Here is a 23,984-nt window from a genome sequence, read left to right as displayed (position 1 = left end):
CTTGGAAGGCGTAATTGATGATAAGCTCGAATTCCGTGGTGCAGCGATCAAATTCCCGTGTAAATTCCCGGTTCCCGGGCTCGTCCAAGACGACCAAACACATCTTCGTCACCGGTGGTGTGGCGTCCTCGCTCGGTAAGGGTCTGACGGCTTCCAGCCTCGGCCATCTCCTGCGGGCACGCGGTCTGTCTGTAACTATGCAGAAGCTCGATCCATATCTGAACGTGGATCCGGGCACGATGAACCCCTTCCAGCACGGTGAAGTATTCGTGACGGATGACGGCGCCGAAACCGACCTCGACATCGGACACTACGAACGATTCCTCGATGAGAACCTCGAAGGTTCGGCCAACGTGACAACGGGCCAGGTGTACTCCACCGTCATCGCCAAGGAACGCCGCGGCGAATACCTCGGTGACACCGTGCAGGTCATCCCGCACATCACCGATGAAATCAAGCGCCGCATGCGTCTGCCCGCCGAAGGCAAGAACGCGCCGGACGTCATCATCACTGAAATCGGCGGCACCGTAGGTGACATCGAGTCCCAGCCGTTCCTCGAATCGGCTCGCCAGGTCCGTCAGGACGTCGGCCGCAACAACGTCTTCTTCCTGCACGTTTCCTTGGTTCCGTACATCGGTCCTTCCCAGGAACTGAAGACCAAGCCGACCCAGCACTCCGTGGCTGCGCTGCGCTCGATCGGTATCCAGCCTGAGGCCATCGTGATCCGTTCGGACCGCGAAGTGCCTGAGGCCATGCGCGAGAAGATCGGCCGCATGTGCGACGTCGACATCGACGCCGTGGTCAACGCAGCCGACGCACCCAGCATCTACGACATTCCCAAGACCCTGCATTCCCAGGGCCTGGACTCCTACATCGTGCGTGCATTGGATCTGCCGTTCAAGGATGTCGACTGGACCAAATGGGACAAGCTGCTTGAAGCCGTCCACAACCCGAAGCACCATGTTGAGATTGCCCTGGTGGGCAAGTACATCGACCTTCCGGACGCATACCTCTCCGTGACTGAGGCCCTTCGTGCAGGCGGCTTCGCCAACGAGGCCAAGGTCAAGATCCGCTGGGTCCCCTCGGATGAGTGCGAAACCCTGGAAGGGGCCAAGAAGTCCCTGTCCGGCGTCGACGCCATCTGTGTTCCCGGTGGCTTCGGTATCCGTGGCCTCGAAGGCAAGCTGGGCGCTTTGAAGTTTGCCCGTGAATCCAAGCTCCCCGTCCTTGGCCTGTGCCTTGGCCTGCAGTGCATGGTGATCGAGTACGCCCGCAACGTCGTTGGCTTGGAAGGCGCTTCCTCCAGCGAGTTCGAGCCGGACTCCAAGTACCCTGTCATCGCCACCATGGAAGAGCAGCTGGAGATCGTTGAGGGCAAGGGAGACCTGGGCGGCACCATGCGCCTGGGCCTCTACGAAGCCAAGCTCGACGAGGGTTCGGTCATCGCCGAAACCTACGGCACCACCACGGTCAGCGAGCGTCACCGCCACCGTTACGAGGTCAACAACAAGTACCGCGAGCAGATCGCAGCCGAGGGCCTGGTCTTCTCGGGTACCTCTCCTGACGGCAAGCTGGTGGAGTTCGTGGAGCTTCCGCGCGAAGTCCACCCGTACTACGTGGCAACGCAGGCGCACCCGGAGCTCAGCTCCCGCCCCACGCGCCCGCACCCGCTGTTCGCAGGTTTGGTCAAGGCTGCCCTGGAACGCCGTGAAGGCAGCCCGGTGGCTACCAAGACCGGTGCCCGCACGGTAGCAGCGAAGTAAGAACGCAAGCACTAAGGAAGGACGGCGCGATGCCCGGTATTTCTGAAACCCCCCGCACATCAAGGCAGGTTTCGGACATGCCGAGCCCGCGCCGTCTTTTGTCTACCAGCAAGGTGTACGAAGGCCGGATCTGGGACGTTGTCAGCGACTCGTTCCAGCTCAGTGAAGGCACGGACACCCTGGTGCGTGACTACATTGACCACCCTGGCGCGGTAGCCGTGCTCCCCATGAACGTTGACGGGGAAATCCTGTTGCTGAAGCAGTACCGCCACCCCGTTGGCATGGACCTGTGGGAGATTCCCGCTGGTCTGCTGGACGTGGAGGGCGAGGACTTCGTCGTCGGCGCGGCCCGGGAGCTCGCCGAGGAAGCTGACCTTGTGGCAGCCACGTGGAATGTCCTGGTGGACTTCTTCAATTCGCCCGGTTCCTCCAGCGAGGCCGTCCGTATCTACCTTGCCCGTGGGCTCAAGGATGTTCCCGAAGCTGACCGCCATGTCCGCACGGACGAAGAGGCGGAGATCGAACTTCACTGGGTCCCGCTCGAAGAAGCCGTCAAGTCAGTTCTGGAAGGCCGTCTGCACAACCCCTCCGCAGTCCTCGGCATCCTGGCGGCCGCAGCTGCCAAGGCCGATGGCTTCACCAGTCTCCGCCCTGCGAACGCGCCGTGGCCGGCTCACCCGAGCCAGCGCTGAGCGTGGCAGAGGCCGCGACCCGGCCGCCCAACGGAATTGACCGTGCCGTAACCGACTACCTGCAGCACGTAGGGGTCGAACGGGGCCTCGCGGCCAACACCTTGGCAGCGTACCGCCGCGACCTGGCACGCTATGCCACCTTCCTGGCGGCCCAGGGTGCCGAGCAGCCCGGGGACATTACACGGCACCATGTGACGGACTTTGTCCAAGCCTTGTCCGATGGGTCCGACGGCGGTGCGGCCCTGGGCGTCCGCTCGGCGGCGCGCACTGTTGTTGCCGTCCGCGGACTCCACAAGTTTTGGGCGTTGGAAGGGACGACGACGGCGGACCCCGCCAGCGATGTCCACCCGCCCATGCCGGGCAAGCGGCTTCCGAAAGCCATCAGCGTAGGTGAAGTGACACGCATCCTGGAAGCTGCGGGTTCGGATACTGCCACGGGACTGCGGGACCGGGCCCTGCTTGAGTTCCTCTACTCCACCGGCGCCCGCATCAGCGAGGCCGTGGGCTTGGATGTGGACGACGTTTCCTTGGCTGATACGGGAGCCGGACCGGCGATCGTCAGGCTGTTCGGAAAAGGGTCCAAGGAACGGTTGGTGCCGCTGGGCTCCTATGGTGCACGCGCCGTCGGGTCTTATGTGGTGCGGGGCCGCCCCCTGTTGGCGTCCAAAGGGAAGGGAACGCCTGCGCTGTTCCTCAACGCCCGCGGCGGCCGCATCAGCAGGCAGAGCGCCTGGACCATTCTGAAGACGGCCGCGGAGCGGGCGAATATCACCAAGGATGTCTCACCACACACCCTGAGGCATTCCTTCGCCACCCACTTGCTCGAAGGTGGAGCGGACGTCAGGGTAGTGCAGGAACTGCTTGGTCACGCCTCTGTGACCACCACCCAGGTGTACACGCTGGTAACCGCCGACACCCTGCGTGAGGTTTATGCGGCAGCCCATCCCCGGGCGTTGGGCTAGTCGCCGCTTCTCAGAGCTAGTCCAGAACGTTCAAGGTCAATTCGACCGCGTCCACGGACACCGCCAGCAGCGACGTTCCCAAGCCGGCCACCAGCAAGAGTCCAGGGTGCGCCAGGCCCACCACCACGCGTTTGAGCCGTGGCCGGGCACGCAGGAACTTTTTCGGGACGCGTGTTTTGACCGGCACTTGGCGCCAGCCGCGCAAACGCCGCAGGAACCACGCACAACGCACAATGAAAGCCATCCACAAAACGGAGAGCACCAAGGGTACGGCCGCCACCATGAGGTTGAAGCCCAGGGCGGTGACTTCCTTTTCGGAATCACCGACCACCGACTGGACCGTGGTGGAGATGGACGCGCTCATCACAACCGAAGCCGCCCACACCATGAATGCGGCCACCAGGGCCAGGAAACGAACAAAGAAGTGGCCCAACACCGTCGCGTCAACCGCACGGAGGTGGCTTCGTGGCGTCGCGTGCAACACCAACAGGGTGGAAATCAGGGTGGGCAGCGCCGCCATCAGGACCAGCAAGTACCAGGTCCATCCGGCCACATCGACCACTTCGTCAAGGACGATGAGGCCCGCCCACAGCAGGGTCCAGGCCCATCCCGCGTAGAGCGGATGCGATACAAGCCATCGCGGCAGCCAACTGTCCTGATCTTTAGTGCTCTTGGCGGGAGCTGCCACACTGGCGCCCGCGTCACCCCCGGCTTCGCTCATGGGGTCACTGTAGCAATGGCGGGGCGCGGCAGGGGAGATCGGGTTAAGGTAAGCAGCATGACAGCAGCCCACGTGACCTTGTGCTTCCTCCTCCGTGACGGCTCCGACGGCGAAGACGTCCTTCTCGGAACCAAGAAGACCGGGTTCGGGCGGGGCAAGGTGGTGGGCGTGGGCGGACATCTGGAGGCGGGGGAGACCGCCCTTGAAGCGGCGTGCCGCGAGGTGATGGAGGAAATCAACGTGGTTGTGCAGGAAGCTGACCTGGTCCCCGCGGGCACCGTCGACTTCGTGTTTCCGGCCAGGCCCGAATGGAATATGGCCACTACGGTCTTCCTGACGCGTTCGTGGATCGGGGAACCGTCCGAAAGCGAGGAAATCGCGCCTGCGTGGTTCCCCGTTCACCAGCTGCCCGTGGACCGGATGTGGGCCGATGCCGAGCACTGGTTGCCGGCCATGATCTCCGGCCGGCGAATTGCCGTACGGGTGGACCTGGCCGCGGACAACGAGAGCGTGGCGGACGTCCATACGGTGGAGTGGGTGGAACCCGGGCGGTAAGGAAACGACGACGGTCCGGTCGCCTGTTCGGTGACCGGACCGTCGTCGTGGTTTTCGGTGGACGAGGCCTTAGGGCACGTGCCGCTCCTCCGGGCCGTTGTATTCGCTCAACGGCCGGATCAGTGAGTTCGAGGCCACTTGCTCCATGATGTGGGCCGTCCAACCGGTGATGCGGCTGGCGACGAACAGCGGGGTGAAGGTCTGCGTGTCGAAGCCCATGAGGTGGTACGTGGGCCCTGCAGGGTAGTCAAGGTTCGGCTTGATGGCCTTGGCCTCGTCCATGGCCTGCTCCAAGCCGTTGTAGAGGCCAAGGAGTTCCGGTCGCCCGTAGTGGGCAATCATCTTGTCCAGGGCCGCCTTCATGGTGGGAACCCGGGAATCGCCATGCTTGTAGACGCGGTGCCCGAAGCCCATGACTTTCTTCTTCTGGGCCAGTGCGTCTTCCATCCAGGTCTTCGCCCGCGAGGCCGCGTCTTCGAGTGACTCTTCGGTGCGGATACCGATCTCGTCGAAGGTGTGCATGACGGCCTCGTTGGCGCCACCGTGCAACGGACCCTTGAGGGCGCCGATGGCGGCTGTGACTGCGGAGTGCAGGTCTGCAAGCGTGGACGTGACGACCCGGGCTGTGAAGGTCGAGGCGTTGAACGAGTGCTCGGCGTACAGGATCATCGAGACGTTGAAGGCCTCCACCACCTCGTCCACCGGTTCTTCGCCGAATGTCATCCACAGGAAATTCGCAGAGTAGCCCAGGTCGTCGCGCGGTTCCACAGGCTCCTGGTCCCGGCGGCGCCGCTGGTCGTATGCCACCACGGCGGGCATGGCTGCCCATAGGTCGATGGCCTTCTTCATGTTCGCCTCAGGCGAGGAATCCTCGGCCAGTTCGTGCCGGGCACCATGCACGGACGCTGCGGTGCGGCAGACGTCCATGGGGTGGGCGGTGGTGGGCAAGGCATCAATTACTTGCTTGACCACCGGGTCCAGGGCACGGCCGGCGCGCTCGCGGGCCGTGAACTCGGCCAGCTGGTTCCCGTCGGGCAGTTCCCCATTCCACAGCAGGTAGGCAACTTCTTCGAAACTGCATTTGGCGGCCAGTTCCTGGACCGGGTATCCGCGGTACAGCAGGGAGTTGGTGTCCGGATTGACCTTCGAGACGGCGGTGTAGTCCACCACGACTCCGGCAAGGCCCTTTTTGATGTCAACATCTGCCATGTTGAACTCCTTCGTTCGTAGTGCGGGAGCGCCTGGAATATCCGGCGGACCCGCGTTCCCCTTGATGAATGCGGAACCTAGCGGACGCCAGGAACCTGGAAGTTGAAAACGCCGGTATCGAATTGGTTGTATGCCTCGTAGTCCACGAGTTCGTAGAGGCGCGCACGCGTGAGCATCTTGGCCACGTGCGCTTCCTGGGTCCCCTCAGCCTTGATCGATTCCAGAGTACGCTCTGCAGCGCCCATGGCAATGCGGAGAAGCGTGACAGGGTAGATGACCATGTTCACTCCGACACCTTGGAGCTGGTCCACGGTGAAGAGATCGCTTTTGCCGAACTCTGTCATGTTGGCCAGGATCGGCACATCCACGGCGTCGCGGATGGCCTGGAACTCACTCAAGTCACGCATGGCTTCCGGGAAGATGGCGTCTGCCCCGGCGTCGACCAGCGCCCTCGCGCGGTCCTGGGCGGCTTCGATTCCATCGACGGCGCGGATGTCGGTCCGGGCCATGATGAGGAAGTTCGGATCCCGTCGGGCGTCGGCCGCGGCACGAATGCGCTTGGCTGCCGTGTCGACGTCGACCACGTTCTTGCCGTCCAGATGCCCGCAGCGCTTGGGGTTGAACTGGTCCTCGATGTGGCAGCCGGCCAGGCCCGCGTTTTCGAGTTCCTGGATGGTGCGGGCGACGTTCATGGGTTCGCCGAAACCCGTATCCGCGTCCACCAGGGAGGGCAGGTCCGTCATCCGGGCGATCTGCCCGGCGCGGGTGGCCACCTCAGTGAGCGTGGTCAGGCCGATGTCGGGCAAGCCAAGATCGTTGGCCAGGACTGCGCCCGAGATGTACACCCCGGCGAAGCCCTTTTCCTCGATGAGCCGTGCCGAGAGCGGATTGAACGCGCCGGGGAACTGCTGCACGGTCCCGGAACTGAGCAATTCGCGTAGCTTCAGCCTCTTCTGTTCGGGAGTGACTGCGGAGTACAGCATCTAGAACAGTCCCTTCGGAGCCGCGGCGAGGTCGATCACGCCGGGTGCGGCGGTGATGTTGAGTTGGTCCAGTTCGCCGGCGCCAAGTTCGGTGACGCGTTCGACGGCGGCGAGGAACCTTTCGATTTCGGCTTCCTCAACCAGGCCGGCGGCCAGCGTACGGAATTTGTTGATGTACTGCTCGCGGGCGAAGGGGCGGGCACCGAGGGGGTGCGCGTCGGCTACGGCGATCTCGTCGCTGATGACGGTGCCGTCCGTGAGCGTGATTTCCACGGAACCGCCGAAGGCCTTCTCCGCGATGTCCAGTGAGTGGTACCGGCGGGTCCATTCCGGGTCTTCCACAGTAGTGACCTTGTGCCAGAGTGCCACGGTGTCCGGGCGGGCAGCGCGTTCGGGAGCGTAGGAGTCCACGTGGTGCCAGGCGCCGTCCTGCAAGGCGACGGTGAAGATGTACGGGATGGAGTGGTCCAGGGTTTCCCGGGACGCGGTGGGGGAGTACTTCTGGGGATCGTTGGCGCCGGAACCGATGACGTAGTGGGTGTGGTGGCTGGTTTTGATCAGGACTGAGGCCACGTTGGCCGGGTCGGTGGTTTCGGGGTGTTCGCGGTGGAGTTTGCGCGCCAGGTCGATCCAGGCCTGTGCCTGGTACTCGGCTGAGTGCTCCTTGGTGTAGGTGTCCAGGATCGCACGCTTGGCTTCACCCGGAAGGGGCAGCGGGACTTCGTAGGAGGCGTCCGGACCGTCCAGCATCCAGGCGATGACGCCGTCTTCGCCTTCGTAGATCGGCACGGGGGAGGTCTGTCCGCGCATGGCCCGGTCCACGGCTTCGACCGCCATCTTGCCTGCGAACGCCGGGGCGTGGGCCTTCCAGGTGGAAATCTCGCCCTTGCGGGACTGACGGGTGGCGGTGGTGGTGTGCAGGGCCTGGCCCACGGACTGGAAGATCGTTTCGACGTCCAGGCCAAGAAGAGTGCCGATGCCGGCGGCGGCCGAGGGACCAAGGTGGGCCACGTGGTCGATCTTGTGCTTGTGCAGGCAGATCGCCTTGACCAGGTTTACCTGGATCTCGTAGCCGGTAGCGATGGCCCGGACCAGGTCGGCACCATTGGAGCCAACGTGCTGGGCGACGGCCAGGATCGGCGGGATGTTGTCGCCCGGGTGGGAGTAGTCCGCAGCCAGGAAGGTGTCGTGGTAGTCCAGTTCGCGCACGGCCACGCCGTTCGCCCACGCGGCCCATTCCGGGGAAACCTGCTCGCTGATACCGAACACCGAGGCGCCCTTGCCGTTGGCGCTCGGGGCGTGGGTGAGGGCCTGGGCCCGGGCCGCAACGATCGGCGCCCTGTTCAACGAGGCGATGGCCACGGAGGCGTTGTCGATGATCCGGTTGATCACCATATCCGTGACCTCGGCCGTCACGGCGACGGGGTCGGCGGCGACCTCGGCGATCTTGTGGGCCAACTGCTCCTCGCGGGGGAGGTTTTCTTCGCTCTTGTAGACGCGGACGTGGTTGTTCTTGACCATGGTGCTCCTTCTAGGCAGGGGTATGGGCGGCTTTGAGGTGGGTGAGGCTGCGGTGCAGGTGGACCATTGTGGCGGCTTCGGCCAGGCGTGGATTGCCCGCAGCGATGGCCTCAGCGATGGCGGCATGCTCAGAGGCCGCCGCGTGGAGCCTTGCTGAATCGTCGGCGGCCATACGGCGGACGCGGACCAGATGGACCCGCAGGCCGCGCATGGCATTGGCGAGGTAGGAGTTGGAAACTGCGGCGTCGATGGCCTCGTCGAGGCGGCCCACGAGGTCGTAGTACTCATGGCGCGCAGGATCGTCGTCGCTGATCAGTCCGGGCGCCTGCAACAGTTGCGCCTGTAAGTCCGCAAAAATCCCGGGCTCGCCGCGTTGTGCTGCCAAGGACGCGGCCCGGACTTCCAGGGTTTCACGAAGCTCGAACAGTTCGTCGATGCTGTCGAGTGAGATATCGGTGACGACGACCCCTCGGCCGCCCGCCGCCGTCAGGCCTTCAGCGGTGAGCCGGCCCAGTGCCTCCCGGACCGGGGTCCGCGAGACTCCAAGCCGTTCGGACTGTTCCACTTCAGCGAGGACCGTACCCGGCGGCAGGCGCCATTCCAGGATGTCCTCACGAAGGGCAGTGTAAGCCCGATCACTGGCGCGCATGCCCTCAGTGTATACACCCAGCCCGTCAAAGGCCACCTTTTTTCAGAGGCGACCGATGAATGTATACATACGGAATCAGTTACGGTTCCAGCCGTACTCGTTCTCCGGCCGCCCGGGAGTGCCGTAGCGCGGCGCGCGGGTGACGGTGCCGGCGTCGGCAAGGTACTCCAGGTACCGTCGGGCAGTCACCCTGGACATGCCCAGGGCGTCCATGACTTCGCTGGCTGACACCGGTTCCTGCCGTGCGCGCACCAGGTCCTTCACCGCTTCGAGCGTCGAGCCGGAAAGGCCTTTGGGCAAGGGCAGTTCCGTCGGAGCGCGGAGGCTCGCGAACGCTTGGTCCACATCGCTTTGCGACGCTCCGGCTTTGGAGATCCCGGACATGGAACCGGCCAATTGTTCCCGGAAAGTCCTGTAGCTGCGCAGTTTGTCGGCAAACGTTGCGTAGGTGAAGGGCTTGATGAGGTACTGCACGACGCCGATGGATACAGCGCTGCGGACGATGTTCAGTTCCCGGACAGCAGTGATTGCGATGATGTCGGCAAAGACACCTGCAGAGCGCATCCGGCGTGCGACGTCGAGTCCGTGCAGGTCAGGAAGGTTCATGTCCAAAAGGACCAGGTCGACCGGGGAGCCGGAGGCCGCGAACTCGCCCAGAATTCGTAGTGCAGATTGTCCGTCCGGTGCTGTTCCCACCAAGGTGAATCCGTCCAGGCGGCCAACGTAAATGGAGTGTGCATCCGATGCTATCGGCTCGTCCTCAACAACCAGGACGCGGATGTCTGTCATGCTTTCTCTTCCTCGGGAACGGGCGCGGGCAGCACAACATGGAACTGTGCGCCTCCGGGATTGCTGATGGTCATCGTACCGTTGAGTCGCTGGACGGCCTGCCGCACCAGGGCCAAACCCACACCTCGACCATGGGCGCCGCCCGCTGTCCCTTCCGAGGACTTCGTGCTGAATCCGTACTGCAGTACGTCATCGATCGACGCCGGATCGATGCCGCCGCCCGAATCGCGGACCGTGAATTCGACGGCGGCAGCACCGGCGTCGACCTCCAACTCCACTTGCCGCGGGAAATCACCGGCAGCCGCGGCGTCGATCGCGTTGTCCAGCAGGTTGCCCAGGATGGTGACGAGATCCTGGATCTCAAGTCCCCGGACACCGCCGCTGCCGGCGGTCCGGACTACCAGTTCCACACCACGCTCGTGCGCTTCGGCCGCCTTGCCCATGACCAACGCGCTCATGACCGGTTCGTCCACGGACGCCACCATGTCATCAGTGAGTTGCTGGCTCAGTTCCAGGTCCTTGGTGGCGAAGTCCAGGGCCTGCGGGGTTCGGCCCAACTCCAACAAGGAAACGATCATATGCAGGCGGTTGGCGTGCTCATGGGTCTGGGCGCGGAGGGCGTCCGAGAGCGTTTTCATCGTCTGCAGTTCGGTCCCCAGGGACTCGATTTCCGTCCGGTCCCTGATGGTCGCCACGGTGCCGTAGACCGCCGGTTTCTGCCGGCCGCGGGCGGGAACCGGGCCGATGGCCGGGGCCTGGTTGACCACCAAAATCCGGGAACCCGTGAGGTGGATCTCGTCATGCGCGGGCCGGCCTGATTCGAAGAGCGTCCGAAGGCTGCCATCGAACGGAAGCTCCGCCAGCTTCGGGGCGGCCTCCGGCGACCTGTCGGCGTCGGAGGGCTCCAACCCCAGCAGCTCGGCCGCCTGGTCGTTGTACATCACGGCCTTGCCCCGGGTGTCGATGAGAATCACTCCTTCGCGCACCGAGTGCAGAACGGATTCGTAGTAGGCGAACAATTGCGCCAGTTGCTCCGGTCCCCAGCCGCGGGTCACCGAACGCAGGTAGCGTCCCAGCAACCACGCAGCGAAAGACCCAAAAGCCAACACCACCAAGGCGATGCTCCCAATGACGCCCAGCCGGTCAGCCACATCGGTATCCACCGTACGGACCGTGACTCCGGCGGCGACCAAAGCCTTAATTGAACCATCTGCCGCCCTGACCGGGGCGATGGTTCGGACGGACGGGCCCAATGTTCCGGCCGTGACTTCCGTAAAGGTCTCTCCCCGCAGCGCAGGCTCGATGGTGCCGATGTAGGGCTTGCCCAGTTCCTCAGTCCTGGGATGCGTCCACCGTGTGCGGTCCGGGGCCATGATCGTAATGAAGTCCGCGTCAGCATCGTGCATGACCTTCAGGGCGTAGGGCTGCAGGACTTCCGAGGGGTTGGCGGTGGCGGCAGCGTCAGGCACCAGCGGGTTGTTGGCGATCGAGGCGGCAAGGGCCTGCATTCGCCCGCCCGCATTGTCGTAAGCCCTGTTCCTGGCCTCCACGACGGAAAAGGTCCCGAAGACCGCCGTCATCACCAGGACGAACAGCAGGTTTGCCACAAACAATCGGCGGGCAATGCTCCAGCTGTGAAACACAAGGACCTCCATGACCAATATGACCGCAACGGTGATGTATGTCACCCACGGCTCAATGATGGATATCACACAAGGGCAGCGGAGTGGACATCAGTGCAGGACCGCAGCGCCTTACACAGTATCCAGAAGGAGAATCCCATGACCTCTCAAAGAGGAGAGTCGGCAGTAGCTGCAAAAAGTGGACGCAAGGGACTCGACAAGTCGCACTACCTGTACATCGCGGTCATCCTGGCCGTAGTACTCGGCGCTGTCGTCGGACTCTTGTTCCCGGAGGTCGGAAAGTCGCTCAAACCGTTGGGGGACGGTTTCATCAAGCTCATCAAGATGATGATCGCCCCGGTGATCTTCTGCACGATCGTGCTGGGCATCGGTTCCATCGCAAAGGCCGCGACCGTCGGCAAGGTCGGCGGCCTGGCCCTCGGCTACTTCGTGGCCATGTCAACCTTCGCGCTCGCCATCGGCCTGGTGGTCGGCAACCTCATCCACCCCGGTGAAGGCCTGAAGCTGACCCCTTACGATCCCAACAAGAAGGCGGCCACGGACAGCACCGTTGACTTCCTCCTCGGCATCATCCCGGGCGACATCCCCGTCCTGCCCACGCTGCTCGCAGCCATCCTGGTCGGATTCGCCCTGCAGAAGATGGGCAAGCAGGGCCAGCCCATCCTCAACGCCATCGGCCATGGCCAGCGCCTGGTCTTCCGCATTCTGATCATGATCATGTGGCTCGCCCCTGTCGGTGCCTTCGGTGCCATCGCCGCCGTCGTGGGTGCAACGGGCGCCCAGGCAATCCTGAGCATGTTCACCCTGATGGTGGCCTTCTACATCACATGTGCACTCTTCATCGTGGTGATCCTCGGAACCCTGCTCCGCGCGGTGGCCGGCGTCAACATCTTCCGCCTCATGAAGTACCTGGCCCGCGAGTACCTCCTGATCTTCTCCACGTCCTCCTCTGAGGCAGCACTTCCGCGCCTGATCGCCAAGATGGAACACCTGGGTGTCTCCAAGCCGGTAGTAGGCGTCACCGTCCCCACGGGCTACTCCTTCAACCTGGACGGCACAGCCATCTACCTGACCATGGCTTCCCTGTTCGTCGCCAACGCCATGGGCACTCCGCTGGACCTGGGTGCGCAGATCTCCCTGCTGGTCTTCATGATCATCGCCTCCAAGGGTGCCGCAGGCGTCACAGGTGCCGGACTGGCCACCCTCGCCGCCGGCCTCCAGGCACACAAGCCCGAACTCCTCGGTGGCGTGGGCATGATCGTGGGAATCGACCGCTTCATGTCCGAAGCCCGGGCCCTGACCAACTTCACCGGCAACGCCGTGGCCACGGTGCTCATCGGTACCTGGGTCAAGGAAATCGACAACGGCCAGGTCGAGCGCGTCCTGTCCGGAAGCGAGCCGTTCGACGAGCAGACGATGATCGCCCACGGCAGCGAGCCGGAGGCCGACGTCGAGACTGAAACCCGTGCGAAGGCGACCGTCTAGCGACGCCTGCATCACAGTCTCCTTCCGCGGCGAAGGCCGGCACCTCCCAGGGTGCCGGCCTTCGCCGTTTTATTTTCAGGCACAAGAACGTGGCGGAACCTTCGACCTCAACTAGAGGGTCAAGGCTCAAACAAGGGACAATGTCAAGTTCCCCGAATAACCGTGTCGGGACCTGTAGCCTGAAGGAGTAGTAATGCTGCAGCCCGGGGGCGCAGTGGCAGGGAAGATCGTCGTCGAAAGAGTGGTTAGATACGTGAGCATCGAACGGGGAACAGCTACGCTGGAAGGCGCTGGGCTCGATCTGGAAGACGCCGTCATGGGGCCCACGGGCCGCCCCCACCGCGAATTCCCGGAACCTGCCCCGCTCGCCTCCCATGGTCCGGCGCGGGTCATCGCCATGGTCAACCAAAAAGGTGGTGTCGGTAAGACAACGTCCACCATCAACCTCGCGGCTGCGCTCGCAGAGTATGGCCGCCGTGTCCTGCTGGTGGACTTCGATCCGCAGGGTGCTTTGTCGGCAGGGCTTGGGGCCAACCCGCACGAACTCGACCTCACCGTCTACAACGTCCTGATGGACCGCAAGGTGAACATCCGCGATGCCATCCAGCAAACCGGAGTCGAAGGCGTGGATCTCCTTCCTGCCAACATCGACCTCTCGGCGGCCGAAGTGCAGCTCGTCAACGAGGTCGCCCGGGAGCAGGTCCTGGATCGCGCGCTCAAGAACGTCGAAGACGATTACGACGTCGTCCTCATTGACTGCCAGCCGTCGTTGGGCCTGTTGACCGTCAATGCGCTCACGGCAGCCCATGGCGTCATCATCCCGTTGATCTGCGAGTTCTTCGCCCTGCGTGCCGTGGCCCTGCTGGTGGAAACCATCGAGAAAGTCCAGGACCGACTGAACCCGCGCCTGCAGGTCGATGGCGTCCTGGCCACCATGTACGACGCCCGGACCCTCCACAGCCGCGAAGTCATCTCCCGCCTGGTGGAAGCTTTCGGTGACAAGGTATTCGAGACAGTGATCAAGCGCTCCATCAAGTTCGCGGACGCCACGGTCGCCGCGGAGCCGATCACCAGCTACGCGGGCAACCACATCGGTGCCGATGCCTACCGCCGTCTGGCCAAGGAACTCATCTCGCGCGGCGGCGCGCCCTAGCGGACCGTGGGACTGTCTGTTGCCCCGGCTCGTGACGCGGCAGCCGGGGCGGAAACGCCCGACGCCGGAACCTCCGAGGCGCCCAAAGCGGGCTTTGAGGTCCGGCTGGCCAACTTCACCGGCCCGTTCGACCTCCTTCTTGGCCTGATTTCCAAGCACAAGCTGGACATCACCGAAGTGGCGTTGGCCACCGTCACCGATGAGTTCATCAAATACATCCGCCGCCTCCAGGAACTGGGGGAGGATTGGGCCCTCGATGAGGCCAGCGAATTCCTGGTGATTGCCGCGACGTTGCTTGACCTGAAGGCTGCCCGCCTCTTGCCCGCTGGAGAGGTGGAGGACGCCGAGGACATAGCGCTCCTGGAGGCAAGGGACCTCCTGTTCGCCCGCCTCCTGCAGTACAAAGCGTTCAAGCAAGTCGCCGCAATCATGGGCGAAACCCTGGAACAGGAAGGCCGGAGATACCCGAGGCAAGTGGCCCTTGAAGCACACTTCGCAGCGATGCTTCCCGAGCTCGTGTGGCGGCACACGCCCGAGCAATTCGGTGAGCTGGCGGCGAAAGCGCTCAAGCCCAAAGACGAGCCTCCTGCCGAAGTGGGCCTGGGCCACCTTCACGCCCCACCTGTCAGCGTCAAGGAGCAGGCAGGAATCATGGGACACCGGCTGAGGCTCGGAGCGCCCCTGTCCTTCCAGGCATTGACCGCAGATGCCGGAACCACGTTGGTGGTGGTGGCACGGTTCCTGGCCCTGCTGGAAATGTTCCGGGACCGGGTAGTGGCGTTCGAACAGCCCGAGCCACTGGGTGAGTTGATGGTGCGTTGGACGGGCGAAGACGCTGGGTGGGACAGCTCAAGCCTGAGCGAAGAATACGAGGCTGGCATTAATGAATGAAGAACCAGGAGCCCGGGACGGGCTTGCGGAGCTGGAAGAGCTGCCTGGCGGTGCCCGGGCTGCCTTGGAAGCAGTCCTCATGGTCATTGACCAGCCCGCCACGTCCGAAGAGCTGGCCGCCGGGCTTAACGTTACCGTCGCCGTCGTCGAGGATTTGCTGCATGAGCTGCAGCGGGAGTATAGCGGCTATACTGTTAAAGCCCCGGACGTGGATGCTGTCGGCTTTGCCGGTTCCAGCACTGCACCCCGGGGTTTTGAATTGCGGAACGTCGCCGGCGGGTGGCGGATCTATTCACGGTCGGATTTCGCCGACATCGTGGGAAGGTTCGTCCTCGAAGGGCAAACCACCAGGCTTACCCAGGCGGCGCTTGAAACCCTGGCGGTCATTGCTTACCGGCAACCGGTCTCCAGGGCCCGGGTTTCCGCCATTCGCGGTGTCAATGTCGATTCTGTGGTCAGGACCCTCACCCAGAGGGGTTTGATCGAGGACTCCGGAACGGACCCCGAATCCGGGGCTGTCCTGTACCGGACCACCTCGTATTTCCTCGAACGCATGGGCATTGGATCGGTGGCTGAACTGCCACAGCTCTCGCCGCACCTTCCAGGCCTGGAAGGAATTGACGAGTATTACGACGCCAGCCGGATGTAGCCGCGTGCTCCAGCAGGCTGTTCGATACAACTTCATACTGATTAAGGGCACCTTCAAGGTGCACAGCGACAAGGGGCAGACGATGTCTGCCCGGCTGGCTAGTGTTGATTGAAGCACGGAATGCCGGCCATCACTACACAAGGACGGGTCATGACACAGGCGGGACGCCAGAGTTCACCACGTAACGGTTCGGGACGCAACAGCTCCGGACGCAATGCAGGCCAGGGCGGTACAGGCCGCTCCAGCGGCGGCGGTTTTTCCGGCCGCAGCGCCGGCGCCGGCAAGCGTAACTTCACCCAGGGGGAGGGGCGCCCCTTCAAAGCGTCGAAGCCCCGCGAAGCCGCGCCCTTCGATCCCGACAACCCCACAACGGCCGACGACTACAACCGCGGCCAGGCGGCACGTTCTGCCAAGCCGTTCCGCAAGCCGGGTTCCAACAAGCCAGGCTTCGGCAAGGCTCCGGGTACGCCCGGCGCCCTGAAGCCCAAGCCGAAGCAAGCCAAGCAGTTCGGATCAAAGGCCTTCGGCAGCGAGCGTTTCGGCCAGAACCTCGGCCCTGTCCGGAAGCCGTCACGCAGCCGCGGGCCGCGCCAGGACGTTCCGCAGTCCGAACTTCACGACGCCGACGGCGTGCGCCTGCAGAAGGTCATGGCCCAGGCCGGCGTTGCTTCCCGCCGTGTGTGCGAAGAAATGATCCTCGAAGGCCGCGTTGAGGTGGACGGTGTTGTCACCACGGAGCTCGGAATGCGGGTGGATCCAACCGCTGCCGTGATCCACGTTGATGGCATCCGGATCCAGCTGGACGAGACCCTGGTCTACATGGTGTTCAACAAGCCCAAGGGCGTCGTTTCCACCATGGAGGACCCCGAAGGCCGCCCGTGCATCAGCGACTTCCTCAAGAACAACAAAAACAAGGGCGAACGCCTGTTCCACGTCGGACGCCTTGACGTCGCCACCGAGGGACTGCTGCTGCTGACGAACGACGGCGAACTCGCCAACCGTTTGACGCATCCGTCCTACGAGGTACCCAAGACGTACCTGGTCCAGGTCCGTGGCCCGTTCCCGCAGGGCGTAGGCGCCAAGCTGAAGAGCGGCGTCGAGCTGGAAGACGGCGTGGCAGCCGTTGACTCCTTCCGCCTGGTCGATTCCACCCCTGGCCACGTCCTGATCGAGGTTGTCCTGCACTCGGGTAAAAACAGGATCGTGCGCCGCATGTTCGACGCCGTCGGGTTCCCGGTTGAACGGCTTGTCCGCGTCAAGGTTGGCCCCATTGGCCTGGGTGACCAGCGCCAGGGAAGCATCCGCAACCTCGGCAGGCAGGAAGTCGGGCACCTCTTGGCATCTGTGGGGCTCTAGGGCATGTCTGCATTCGGTACGCACGGCCGGGGCCACCTTGATGGCCCGGTCGTCGTTCTCGGCACAGGCCTGCTGGGTGCCAGCATCGGCCTCGGACTGCGCGGCCGCGGGGTTCCGGTCTTTCTGTTCGACCCCTCGCCCACCAACCAAGCCGTCGCAGTGGACATTGGTGCGGGCCGCCCGTTGGCGGAGTTGGGCGAAGAACCCCAGCTGGTAGTCGTTGCTGCCCCGCCGGACGTAACGGCCGACGTCGTGCAGAAGGCCTTGTCCGACTACCCGGCCGCCGTCGTGGTCGACATTGCCAGCGTCAAAGCGACAATCCTGGCCCAATTGCGCGAGCGTGGAGTGGACCTCGCCCGGTACGTGGGGACTCACCCCATGGCAGGGCGGGAGAAGTCCGGGCCGGTCGCGGCCAGGGGTGAACTCTTCACGTCCATGCCGTGGGTCATTTGCCCTGCGGAGGAGACCTCGGATGCTGCCGCCCAGGTGGCCCGTTCGCTGGCCGGAGACCTCGGGGCGATGGTTTCCCAGTTCACCGCGGACGAGCACGATGAAGCTGTTGCCTTGGTCTCGCACTTGCCCCAAATCATGTCATCGCTGTTGGCCAGCCGGCTGCAGGGTACGCCGTTGCATGCTCTTTCGCTGGCAGGCAACGGCCTCCGGGACACTACCCGCATCGCCGCCAGTGATCCCACCCTTTGGGTGCAGATCCTCGGCGGCAACGCAGACAAAGTAGTGTCCATCCTGCACGGTGTCCGTGAGGACCTGAACCGCCTCATCGGCACGCTGGAAGCGCCGTCGGCACCGGGTGCAAGGCTGGACCTTGCCCAGCTGATCAGTGAAGGCAATGCCGGCCAGGCCAGAATCCCGGGCAAACACGGCGGTCCGCCGCAGGCTTACTCGTGGCTCACTATCCTGGTGGACGACAAGCCCGGGCAAATCGCGCAGCTGCTCACGGAGATCGGCGAGATCGGTGTGAACCTCGAAGACCTGCGGCTCGACCATTCGTCGGGACAGAACGTGGGCATGGTGGAGCTTTCCGTGCTTCCCAGCAAGCATGACCTCCTTGTTGAAGCTTTGACTGACCGTGGATGGCGGGTACTCCAGTAATGACACGTGAATTCTTCGGCCCCGAGACGGTCGCACGCCCCGGCAAGCCCTTGGTGATCGCGATCGACGGCCCTTCAGGCTCTGGAAAATCGAGTGTCAGCAAGGAAGTTGCCCGGCGCTTGAAGCTGGCCTACTTGGACACGGGAGCAATGTACCGGGCCTTGACGTGGTACTGCCTGAAGACCGGAGTGGACCTCCACGACGGCGCTGCTGTGGAGCACGCGTCCAAGACCATACCCTTGGAGGTCAGCACCAGCGCTGCCAAGGAATACGTGGCCGTGGATGGAACGGACATCACCGACGAGATCCGGGAACCCCTGATTTCCTCGTCCGTCAGTGCCGTGGCCACCACGCTCGGGGCACGTACCGAACTGATCCGCCGCCAGCGCGAGCTGATTGACCAGCACCACCACCGCATGGTGGTCGAAGGACGCGACATCACCACCGTCGTCGCGCCCAATGCCGAGGTCCGCATGCTCCTGACCGCCAGCGAGGAAGCCAGGCTCCGGCGTCGTGGTATCCAGTTGGGCGGCACCCAGAGCAAGGAACAGCTTGCTGCCCAGGTGATCCAGCGCGACGCCAAGGACTCCACGGTGGTGAACTTCACCCAGGCCGCCGATGGCGTGGTAACCCTCGATTCCTCGGACCTCGATTTCGAGGAAACGGTGGACACCGCCCTGGCGATCGTCAGCAAGGTCATCTATGGCGACTGAAACCCAGCTGCCGGCCGCATGGACGCGCCTGTGGAGCCGCCCGGTGGGGTGGATCCTGGACCACGTCCTCTACCGGACCGTGGTGTCGGGCAAGAGCAACGTACCCGCAGCGGGTCCGGTGGTTTTCGCCGCGAACCACATCAGTTTCCTGGACGGTCCCGTGATGTTCGGGGCCGCGCCGCGGCCCATGCACATCCTGGTCAAGAAAGAGATGTTTACGGGCTTCCTGGGCAAGGTCCTCACGGGCTCGGGACAGATTCCAGTGGACCGGACCGGTGACCGCACTGCCCTGCACATCGGCAAGCAATTGCTCGACGACGGCCGTTGCGTCGGGATTCTTCCTGAAGGAACCCGGGGGAGCGGTGCCGCGGAAAGCATCAGCAACGGTGTTGCCTGGCTCGCCATCAACTCCGGAGCCACAGTCATTCCGGTCGCGATCCTCGGAACCCGGCAGGGGGACGAGCACCGCGACCATATCCCCAAACTACGCCGCAAGCTCCATGTCAGCTTCGGCGAACCCATCACGGTGAAGCGCCGGAAGGGCGAACCGGGGCGTGTTTCAATGGACAGGGCGGCCGCGGAAATCCGCGAAGCCCTGGCCGGACACGTCCAGGACGCCATCCGGGCCACGGGCCAGGCCCTACCCGCGGAGCCTGTGCCCGCGACGCCCACCCGGCAGCACCGCCCATCAGAAGTAGCCGGGACGCCGGCAGACCACCACTAAGGAAAGTGCAATGAGCGATACGACTCAAAAATCCGGACTTCACGGAGCCGGCGACGACGAATACACGCCCACCGGCACCGACCAGGTGGCTGAAAACCTGGCTGCCCTGGACGACGACGAGGCGGAGCTGCGTGCCGCCACTCTCCGGGCTGGCCTGGACGACTACGAACTCGACGACGAAGACGCCGCGCTGCTCAGCGGTGAGTACGGCGACGAAGGCGAGGAAGGTCCCCTCAAGCTGGACCCCGTCCTGGCCATTATCGGGCGTCCGAACGTGGGCAAGTCCACCTTGGTTAACCGAATCCTTGGCCGCCGCGAAGCCGTGGTCGAGGACACCCCCGGCGTGACCCGCGACCGCGTGATGTACTCGGCCCGCTGGAACGGCCGTAACTTCACCCTCGTGGACACCGGGGGATGGGAACACGACGCCAAGGGAATCCATGCCCGGGTAGCAGAACAGGCCGAGATGGCCGTTGAGCTCGCTGACGCCGTTCTCTTCGTGGTGGACTCCGCTGTTGGTGCTACTGCCACCGATGAAGGCGTCATGAAGATGCTCCGCAAGAGCAAGAAGCCGGTCATCATGGTCGCCAACAAGGTGGACGACTTCGCACAGGAAGCAGATTCCGCCGCCCTGTGGGGTCTGGGTTTCGGTGAACCGTACCCGGTATCTGCCCTTCACGGCCGTGGCGTTGCCGATCTCCTCGACCACGTCATGGATACCCTTCCCGAGTACTCGCTGGTGGAAGGCGTGGAGCGCTCAGGCGGTCCGCGCAGGATCGCCTTGATCGGACGACCGAACGTGGGCAAGTCCTCGTTGCTGAACAAGCTCGCCGGATCCGAACGCGTTGTCGTGGACCCGCTGGCCGGCACCACACGCGATCCCGTAGACGAGTTCATCGAGCTCGGCGGGCGCACCTGGCGCTTCGTGGACACCGCCGGTATCCGCCGCCGCCAGCACATGGCCCAGGGTGCGGACTTCTACGCTTCCTTGCGCACGCAGGCCGCGCTCGAAAAGGCGGAGGTCGCCGTCGTTCTTCTTGCTGTCGACGAAGTCCTCAGCGAGCAGGATGTCCGCATCCTACAGTTGGCCATTGAGTCCGGCCGCGCGTTGGTGCTGGCGTTCAACAAGTGGGACCTGCTGGACGACGAACGCCGCCGGTACCTCGAGCGCGAAATCGAGCAGGACCTGGCGCACGTCGAGTGGGCTCCCCGCGTGAACATCTCGGCCAAGACCGGCTGGCACAAGGACCGGCTTGTTCCCGCGCTGGACACAGCCTTGGAGAGCTGGGACCGCCGCATCCCCACAGGACGCCTCAACGCATTCCTGGGTGAACTGGTGGCAGCCCACCCGCACCCCGTCCGTGGTGGAAAGCAGCCGCGTATTCTCTTCGGCACCCAGGCTTCCAGCCGTCCGCCGAAGTTCGTGCTGTTCACCACCGGCTTCCTGGACCCGGGATACCGTCGCTTCATCACCCGCCGCCTCCGCGAAACGTTTGGCTTCGAGGGCACGCCCATCGAAGTCAGCATGCGCGTACGCGAGAAGCGGGGCAAGAAGCGCTAAGTGAGACGCGCATCACAGCCTACTTTGGCTGTGATGGCGTCTTCGACCTCCAACTTCGTGTAAGCTTTTGGAGGTGGTTCGGCCGGACTGCTTAGGTGGGACTCTTCGGAGAAAAACCTGGGCGGAGAACGGTGGAACCAGCGGGCTGTAGCGCAGCTTGGTAGCGCACTTGACTGGGGGTCAAGGGGTCGCAGGTTCAAATCCTGTCAGCCCGACCAAAAAGGCCGGAATTACGTGGAAACACGTGATTCCGGCCTTTGGTCGTTAAAGTCCCGGGCCTGTTCGGCAGGCCCGCCCTGCAGGCGGACCCGCACGAACAAGCCCGGGGCGGCTAAACCTTTTGGAGCGCCCCGAGCGCCCTCACCAGTGGCTCAAGTTCGGGTACAGCCTCAGCGGCCTCCAGGGCTGTGGCCAGGGTTTCGTCATGGACGGGCTTGGCGGCTTCCAGGAGCTTTTGCCCGGCCGATGTCAGCTCCGTGTAGATCCCGCGCCGGTCATCGGCGCACAGAATGCGGGTCAGCAGCCCGCGATCTTCCAGCCTGTTGACCAGGCGGGTCGTGGCGCTGCTGGAGAGGGCGGTGGCGCGGGCGAGTTGCTGCATCCGCATGTGCCAACCGTCCTGGCGGCTCAGGGCATCCAGGACGGTGTACTCCACTACCGAGAGTTCGTTGGAGGATTGGAGTGCCTTCTCCAGTTCCGCCTCGATGCTCCCGTGCAGGGCGGCAAGGGTACGCCAGCCCTGTGCCCGTACTTCTACGGCGTCATCCTTGATGCCCATGTCTGCTGTGCTCCTGCCTTGGTTGAGTCGGTCGCGACGCATCCAAAAGTAGTTGCTTGCGCAAGTACCTAGCGTGTGCAACTATATATAGAGCGTCTGCAACTATTATTCTACGGTTCCCGGCGGCGCACTTCCACTTCCCCAGGGGAACCACCTTATGAAGGAGTTCCACATGCCCGCAGGGTTGATTGCCCTTGCCCTCGGCGGATTCGGCATCGGACTGACCGAATTCGTGATCATGGGCCTCTTGCCGGAAGTTGCCGCCGACTTCCAGGTCAGTGAGGCTTCGGCTGGCTGGTTCATCTCCGGCTACGCCCTCAGCGTCACGGTTGGCGCCCTTTTGGTGACGGCCGCCGTGACCCGGCTTCCACGCAAGCCCGTACTCATGGGCTTGCTCGTATTGTTCATTGCAGGCAACTTCCTCTCAGCAATAGCCGATTCCTACCCGGCCATGCTGATCGGACGGATCGTGGCGGCCCTGTGCCACGGCGCCTTCTTCGGCATCGGCTCAGTGGTGGCCGCAAGCCTCGTACCTGCCCACAAAAAGGCTGGCGCCATCGCGATCATGTTCACCGGACTGACTGCTGCCAACGTCCTGGGCGTTCCCTTCGGGACCCTGCTGGGGCAGAACTTCGGCTGGCGTTCGACGTTCTGGGCCATCACCGCCATTGGCGTCGTAGCGCTGCTGGGAATCGCACTCATGGTTCCCAGGGACAGCGCCGGGCCCGCGAAGGGTCTTCGCAGCGAACTTGGCGCCTTCACCTCCGGTCAGGTGTGGCTTTCCATCATTGTGACCATTCTTGGATTCGGTGGCATGTTTGGAGCGTTCACCTACATCGCCTTCACGCTCACAGAGGTCTCCGGATTCGAATCCAGTGCGGTGCCGTGGCTGTTGGTGCTCTTCGGTGGTGGTCTGTTCGCAGGCAACTTCCTGGGTGGCAAGGCCGCTGACAAGGCCTTGGACAAGTCGCTCATCCTCATCCTTGCCGGACTGGCTGTGGTCCTGGTCTTCTTCGCCCTGACAGCCTCCAGCAGCATTGCCACGTTGGTCTCCCTGGCGCTGATGGGCGGCTTCGGGTTCGCGACCGTTCCGGGTCTCCAAATGCGTGTCATGCATTTTGCTGCCACTGCGCCCACGCTGGCATCGGGTGCGAACATCGGCGCATTCAACCTTGGCAATGCGCTGGGTGCCTGGCTTGGCGGTGTCACAATCTCCGCCGGTCTCGGCTACACCTCGCCCATTTGGGCCGGTGCCGCGATCACCGTTGCCGCCCTTCTGGTCATGCTGGCAGCAGCTGCAGCAGCCAAGCGCGGGGGAGCGGCGGCACCCAAGTCATCGTCCGACGTCGAACGCGAACCCCGCGGGGCCACGGTCGCCTAACGCGCGGATTACATAAGAAGCCCGTCTCGGATCACCCGCGACGGGCTTCTCGGCGTTCTGGCGCCGGGGCCGGGCTCTGCACTTTGTGTTCGGCGCAATCATGGAAAATCCCCATCGGACGCGGGGGAAATATGCATATACTTTCAGCGGTGGTCAGCTGTGCAGGCCGCCGTCGAGGTTCGTCATTGTCCCGATGAAAGGCCACCCGTGAGCAATATTCCAGAAGAACTTTCCTACACCGCAGAGCACGAGTGGGTCACCGCTCCGGATGCCGATGGCGTTGTGCGGATTGGCATTACCGATTTCGCGCAGGACGCGTTGGGTGATGTGGTGTACGCACAGATGCCGGAACCGGGCACCAAAGTCACCGGCAACGAGGTTGTCGGGGAGGTCGAATCCACCAAGAGCGTCAGTGATATCTACGCTCCGGTTACCGGTGAGGTCATCAATCGCAATGATGCCCTGGACACGGATCCCGCACTGATCAACTCGGACCCGTACGGCGAAGGCTGGCTTATTGAAGTAAAGCTTGCAGAACCTGACGCAGTGGATTCCCTGCTCAGTGCATCGGAGTACGAACAACAGGTAGGCTAAAGTTATCTGGCCCGCCCGGCTGTTTTCCCATCTCAGGGAAAGAGGGCGGACGGGCCAGCAACCGATTTGCCCGGCGGTACCGGGATGCGGAAGTGGCTGGCA

General features: G+C 63.7%; 23 protein-coding genes and 1 tRNA gene. 16 read left to right on the top strand and 8 right to left on the bottom strand.

Annotated elements, in window-relative coordinates; genetic code table 11:
- Window positions 1-17 precede the first annotated feature (17 nt).
- Genes PQ627_RS03290 through xerD form a run of 3 tightly spaced genes read left to right on the top strand, consistent with a single transcriptional unit; the run spans window position 18 to window position 3,417 of the window.
- A complete protein-coding gene (locus PQ627_RS03290) occupies window positions 18-1,763 on the top strand; it encodes a CTP synthase (RefSeq protein WP_144662616.1) in 1,746 nt (581 codons plus the stop codon).
- Window positions 1,764-1,792: 29 nt separating this feature from the next.
- A complete protein-coding gene (locus tag PQ627_RS03285) occupies window positions 1,793-2,455 on the top strand; it encodes an NUDIX domain-containing protein (protein WP_274258307.1) in 663 nt (220 codons plus the stop codon).
- A complete protein-coding gene (gene xerD, locus PQ627_RS03280; RefSeq protein WP_274258306.1) occupies window positions 2,428-3,417 on the top strand; it encodes a site-specific tyrosine recombinase XerD in 990 nt (329 codons plus the stop codon). Before PQ627_RS03285 ends, xerD begins: the two co-directional genes overlap by 28 nt.
- A 16-nt stretch (window positions 3,418-3,433) precedes the next feature.
- Here the strand turns inward: xerD and PQ627_RS03275 are convergent, their stop codons facing one another.
- Window positions 3,434-4,138: a hypothetical protein gene (locus PQ627_RS03275; RefSeq protein WP_274258305.1), complete on the bottom strand. Its 705-nt coding sequence runs from the start codon at window positions 4,136-4,138 to the stop codon at window positions 3,434-3,436.
- A gap of 57 nt (window positions 4,139-4,195) precedes the next feature.
- Here PQ627_RS03275 and PQ627_RS03270 point away from each other — a divergent pair, with 57 nt between their 5' ends.
- Window positions 4,196-4,693, top strand: a complete 498-nt coding sequence (locus tag PQ627_RS03270) for an 8-oxo-dGTP diphosphatase (protein ID WP_274258304.1) — start codon at window positions 4,196-4,198, stop codon at window positions 4,691-4,693.
- Between the two features lie 69 nt (window positions 4,694-4,762).
- Here PQ627_RS03270 and PQ627_RS03265 read toward each other — a convergent pair whose 3' ends face one another.
- The 6 genes from PQ627_RS03265 to PQ627_RS03240 all read right to left on the bottom strand — a co-directional run bounded on the left by PQ627_RS03265 (window position 4,763) and on the right by PQ627_RS03240 (window position 11,487).
- Window positions 4,763-5,902 (bottom strand): bifunctional 2-methylcitrate synthase/citrate synthase, encoded by a 1,140-nt coding sequence (locus PQ627_RS03265; protein ID WP_274258303.1) that lies wholly within the window; start codon window positions 5,900-5,902, stop codon window positions 4,763-4,765.
- 77 nt (window positions 5,903-5,979) lie between these two features.
- Window positions 5,980-6,885 carry a methylisocitrate lyase gene (gene prpB / locus PQ627_RS03260; RefSeq protein WP_274258302.1) on the bottom strand — a complete coding sequence of 302 codons (906 nt, stop codon included), beginning with the start codon at window positions 6,883-6,885 and terminating at the stop codon, window positions 5,980-5,982.
- Window positions 6,886-8,406, bottom strand: coding sequence for an MmgE/PrpD family protein (locus tag PQ627_RS03255; protein ID WP_274258301.1), 1,521 nt, complete (start codon window positions 8,404-8,406; stop codon window positions 6,886-6,888).
- Between the two features lie 10 nt (window positions 8,407-8,416).
- Window positions 8,417-9,055 carry a GntR family transcriptional regulator gene (locus PQ627_RS03250; protein ID WP_274258300.1) on the bottom strand — a complete coding sequence of 213 codons (639 nt, stop codon included), beginning with the start codon at window positions 9,053-9,055 and terminating at the stop codon, window positions 8,417-8,419.
- 75 nt (window positions 9,056-9,130) lie between these two features.
- On the bottom strand, window positions 9,131-9,844 hold the full coding sequence (locus PQ627_RS03245) for a response regulator (protein WP_274258299.1): 714 nt from the start codon (window positions 9,842-9,844) through the stop codon (window positions 9,131-9,133).
- The gene (locus PQ627_RS03240; protein WP_274258348.1) at window positions 9,841-11,487 is read right to left on the bottom strand and encodes a sensor histidine kinase; all 1,647 of its coding nucleotides are present in this window, start codon (window positions 11,485-11,487) and stop codon (window positions 9,841-9,843) included. The genes PQ627_RS03245 and PQ627_RS03240 overlap by 4 nt, the downstream gene beginning before the upstream one ends.
- Before the next feature lie 138 nt (window positions 11,488-11,625).
- On the opposite strand from PQ627_RS03240, the gene PQ627_RS03235 reads away from it, so the two are divergent.
- The 10 genes from PQ627_RS03235 (at window position 11,626) to PQ627_RS03190 (ending at window position 21,347) form a co-directional block, all read left to right on the top strand.
- Window positions 11,626-12,972 carry a cation:dicarboxylate symporter family transporter gene (locus tag PQ627_RS03235; RefSeq protein ID WP_144662606.1) on the top strand — a complete coding sequence of 449 codons (1,347 nt, stop codon included), beginning with the start codon at window positions 11,626-11,628 and terminating at the stop codon, window positions 12,970-12,972.
- Window positions 12,973-13,225: 253 nt separating this feature from the next.
- Window positions 13,226-14,125: a ParA family protein gene (locus PQ627_RS03230; RefSeq protein WP_144662635.1), complete on the top strand. Its 900-nt coding sequence runs from the start codon at window positions 13,226-13,228 to the stop codon at window positions 14,123-14,125.
- Between the two features lie 6 nt (window positions 14,126-14,131).
- Window positions 14,132-15,016, top strand: a complete 885-nt coding sequence (locus tag PQ627_RS03225; protein WP_274258298.1) for a segregation and condensation protein A — start codon at window positions 14,132-14,134, stop codon at window positions 15,014-15,016.
- Window positions 15,009-15,665, top strand: a complete 657-nt coding sequence (scpB, locus tag PQ627_RS03220) for an SMC-Scp complex subunit ScpB (RefSeq protein ID WP_274258297.1) — start codon at window positions 15,009-15,011, stop codon at window positions 15,663-15,665. The genes PQ627_RS03225 and scpB overlap by 8 nt, the downstream gene beginning before the upstream one ends.
- Before the next feature lie 150 nt (window positions 15,666-15,815).
- Window positions 15,816-17,021: a pseudouridine synthase gene (locus PQ627_RS03215; RefSeq protein ID WP_274258296.1), complete on the top strand. Its 1,206-nt coding sequence runs from the start codon at window positions 15,816-15,818 to the stop codon at window positions 17,019-17,021.
- Window positions 17,022-17,024: 3 nt separating this feature from the next.
- Entirely contained in the window at window positions 17,025-18,131 is a 1,107-nt protein-coding gene (locus PQ627_RS03210) for a prephenate dehydrogenase (protein ID WP_274258295.1), read from the top strand.
- The gene (gene cmk / locus PQ627_RS03205) at window positions 18,131-18,844 is read left to right on the top strand and encodes a (d)CMP kinase (protein ID WP_144662601.1); all 714 of its coding nucleotides are present in this window, start codon (window positions 18,131-18,133) and stop codon (window positions 18,842-18,844) included. The genes PQ627_RS03210 and cmk overlap by 1 nt, the downstream gene beginning before the upstream one ends.
- The gene (locus PQ627_RS03200; RefSeq protein WP_274258294.1) at window positions 18,834-19,568 is read left to right on the top strand and encodes a lysophospholipid acyltransferase family protein; all 735 of its coding nucleotides are present in this window, start codon (window positions 18,834-18,836) and stop codon (window positions 19,566-19,568) included. Before cmk ends, PQ627_RS03200 begins: the two co-directional genes overlap by 11 nt.
- A 10-nt stretch (window positions 19,569-19,578) precedes the next feature.
- Window positions 19,579-21,129, top strand: a complete 1,551-nt coding sequence (gene der, locus PQ627_RS03195; RefSeq protein ID WP_144662600.1) for a ribosome biogenesis GTPase Der — start codon at window positions 19,579-19,581, stop codon at window positions 21,127-21,129.
- 141 nt (window positions 21,130-21,270) lie between these two features.
- Window positions 21,271-21,347: transfer RNA gene (locus tag PQ627_RS03190), tRNA-Pro, on the top strand.
- 113 nt (window positions 21,348-21,460) lie between these two features.
- Here PQ627_RS03190 and PQ627_RS03185 read toward each other — a convergent pair.
- A complete protein-coding gene (locus PQ627_RS03185) occupies window positions 21,461-21,907 on the bottom strand; it encodes a MarR family winged helix-turn-helix transcriptional regulator (protein ID WP_274258293.1) in 447 nt (148 codons plus the stop codon).
- A gap of 172 nt (window positions 21,908-22,079) precedes the next feature.
- Between PQ627_RS03185 and PQ627_RS03180 the strand changes: the two genes are divergently transcribed.
- The gene (locus tag PQ627_RS03180; protein ID WP_144662599.1) at window positions 22,080-23,288 is read left to right on the top strand and encodes an MFS transporter; all 1,209 of its coding nucleotides are present in this window, start codon (window positions 22,080-22,082) and stop codon (window positions 23,286-23,288) included.
- A gap of 207 nt (window positions 23,289-23,495) precedes the next feature.
- On the top strand, window positions 23,496-23,882 hold the full coding sequence (gcvH, locus tag PQ627_RS03175; protein ID WP_144662598.1) for a glycine cleavage system protein GcvH: 387 nt from the start codon (window positions 23,496-23,498) through the stop codon (window positions 23,880-23,882).
- Window positions 23,883-23,984 lie beyond the last annotated feature (102 nt).

The sequence above is a fragment of the Paenarthrobacter sp. AB444 genome (assembly GCF_028736865.1).
In the GTDB taxonomy this organism is placed as follows: domain Bacteria; phylum Actinomycetota; class Actinomycetes; order Actinomycetales; family Micrococcaceae; genus Arthrobacter; species Arthrobacter nicotinovorans_B.
This window is presented reverse-complemented; position numbering and strand designations above follow the sequence as displayed.

Bases quoted from the DNA above. Each gene is read 5' to 3' on its own strand.
- PQ627_RS03290 (WP_144662616.1), top strand. From the start codon at position 18: ATGATAAGCTCGAATTCCGTGGTGCAGCGATCAAATTCCCGTGTAAAT.
- PQ627_RS03285 (WP_274258307.1), top strand. From the start codon at position 1,793: ATGCCCGGTATTTCTGAAACCCCCCGCACATCAAGGCAGGTTTCGGAC.
- PQ627_RS03275 (WP_274258305.1), bottom strand. From the start codon at position 4,138: ATGAGCGAAGCCGGGGGTGACGCGGGCGCCAGTGTGGCAGCTCCCGCC.
- PQ627_RS03270 (WP_274258304.1), top strand. From the start codon at position 4,196: ATGACAGCAGCCCACGTGACCTTGTGCTTCCTCCTCCGTGACGGCTCC.
- PQ627_RS03265 (WP_274258303.1), bottom strand. From the start codon at position 5,902: ATGGCAGATGTTGACATCAAAAAGGGCCTTGCCGGAGTCGTGGTGGAC.
- prpB (WP_274258302.1), bottom strand. From the start codon at position 6,885: ATGCTGTACTCCGCAGTCACTCCCGAACAGAAGAGGCTGAAGCTACGC.
- PQ627_RS03255 (WP_274258301.1), bottom strand. From the start codon at position 8,406: ATGGTCAAGAACAACCACGTCCGCGTCTACAAGAGCGAAGAAAACCTC.
- PQ627_RS03250 (WP_274258300.1), bottom strand. From the start codon at position 9,055: ATGCGCGCCAGTGATCGGGCTTACACTGCCCTTCGTGAGGACATCCTG.
- PQ627_RS03245 (WP_274258299.1), bottom strand. From the start codon at position 9,844: ATGACAGACATCCGCGTCCTGGTTGTTGAGGACGAGCCGATAGCATCG.
- PQ627_RS03235 (WP_144662606.1), top strand. From the start codon at position 11,626: ATGACCTCTCAAAGAGGAGAGTCGGCAGTAGCTGCAAAAAGTGGACGC.
- scpB (WP_274258297.1), top strand. From the start codon at position 15,009: ATGAATGAAGAACCAGGAGCCCGGGACGGGCTTGCGGAGCTGGAAGAG.
- PQ627_RS03215 (WP_274258296.1), top strand. From the start codon at position 15,816: ATGACACAGGCGGGACGCCAGAGTTCACCACGTAACGGTTCGGGACGC.
- PQ627_RS03210 (WP_274258295.1), top strand. From the start codon at position 17,025: ATGTCTGCATTCGGTACGCACGGCCGGGGCCACCTTGATGGCCCGGTC.
- cmk (WP_144662601.1), top strand. From the start codon at position 18,131: ATGACACGTGAATTCTTCGGCCCCGAGACGGTCGCACGCCCCGGCAAG.
- PQ627_RS03200 (WP_274258294.1), top strand. From the start codon at position 18,834: ATGGCGACTGAAACCCAGCTGCCGGCCGCATGGACGCGCCTGTGGAGC.
- der (WP_144662600.1), top strand. From the start codon at position 19,579: ATGAGCGATACGACTCAAAAATCCGGACTTCACGGAGCCGGCGACGAC.
- PQ627_RS03185 (WP_274258293.1), bottom strand. From the start codon at position 21,907: ATGGGCATCAAGGATGACGCCGTAGAAGTACGGGCACAGGGCTGGCGT.
- PQ627_RS03180 (WP_144662599.1), top strand. From the start codon at position 22,080: ATGCCCGCAGGGTTGATTGCCCTTGCCCTCGGCGGATTCGGCATCGGA.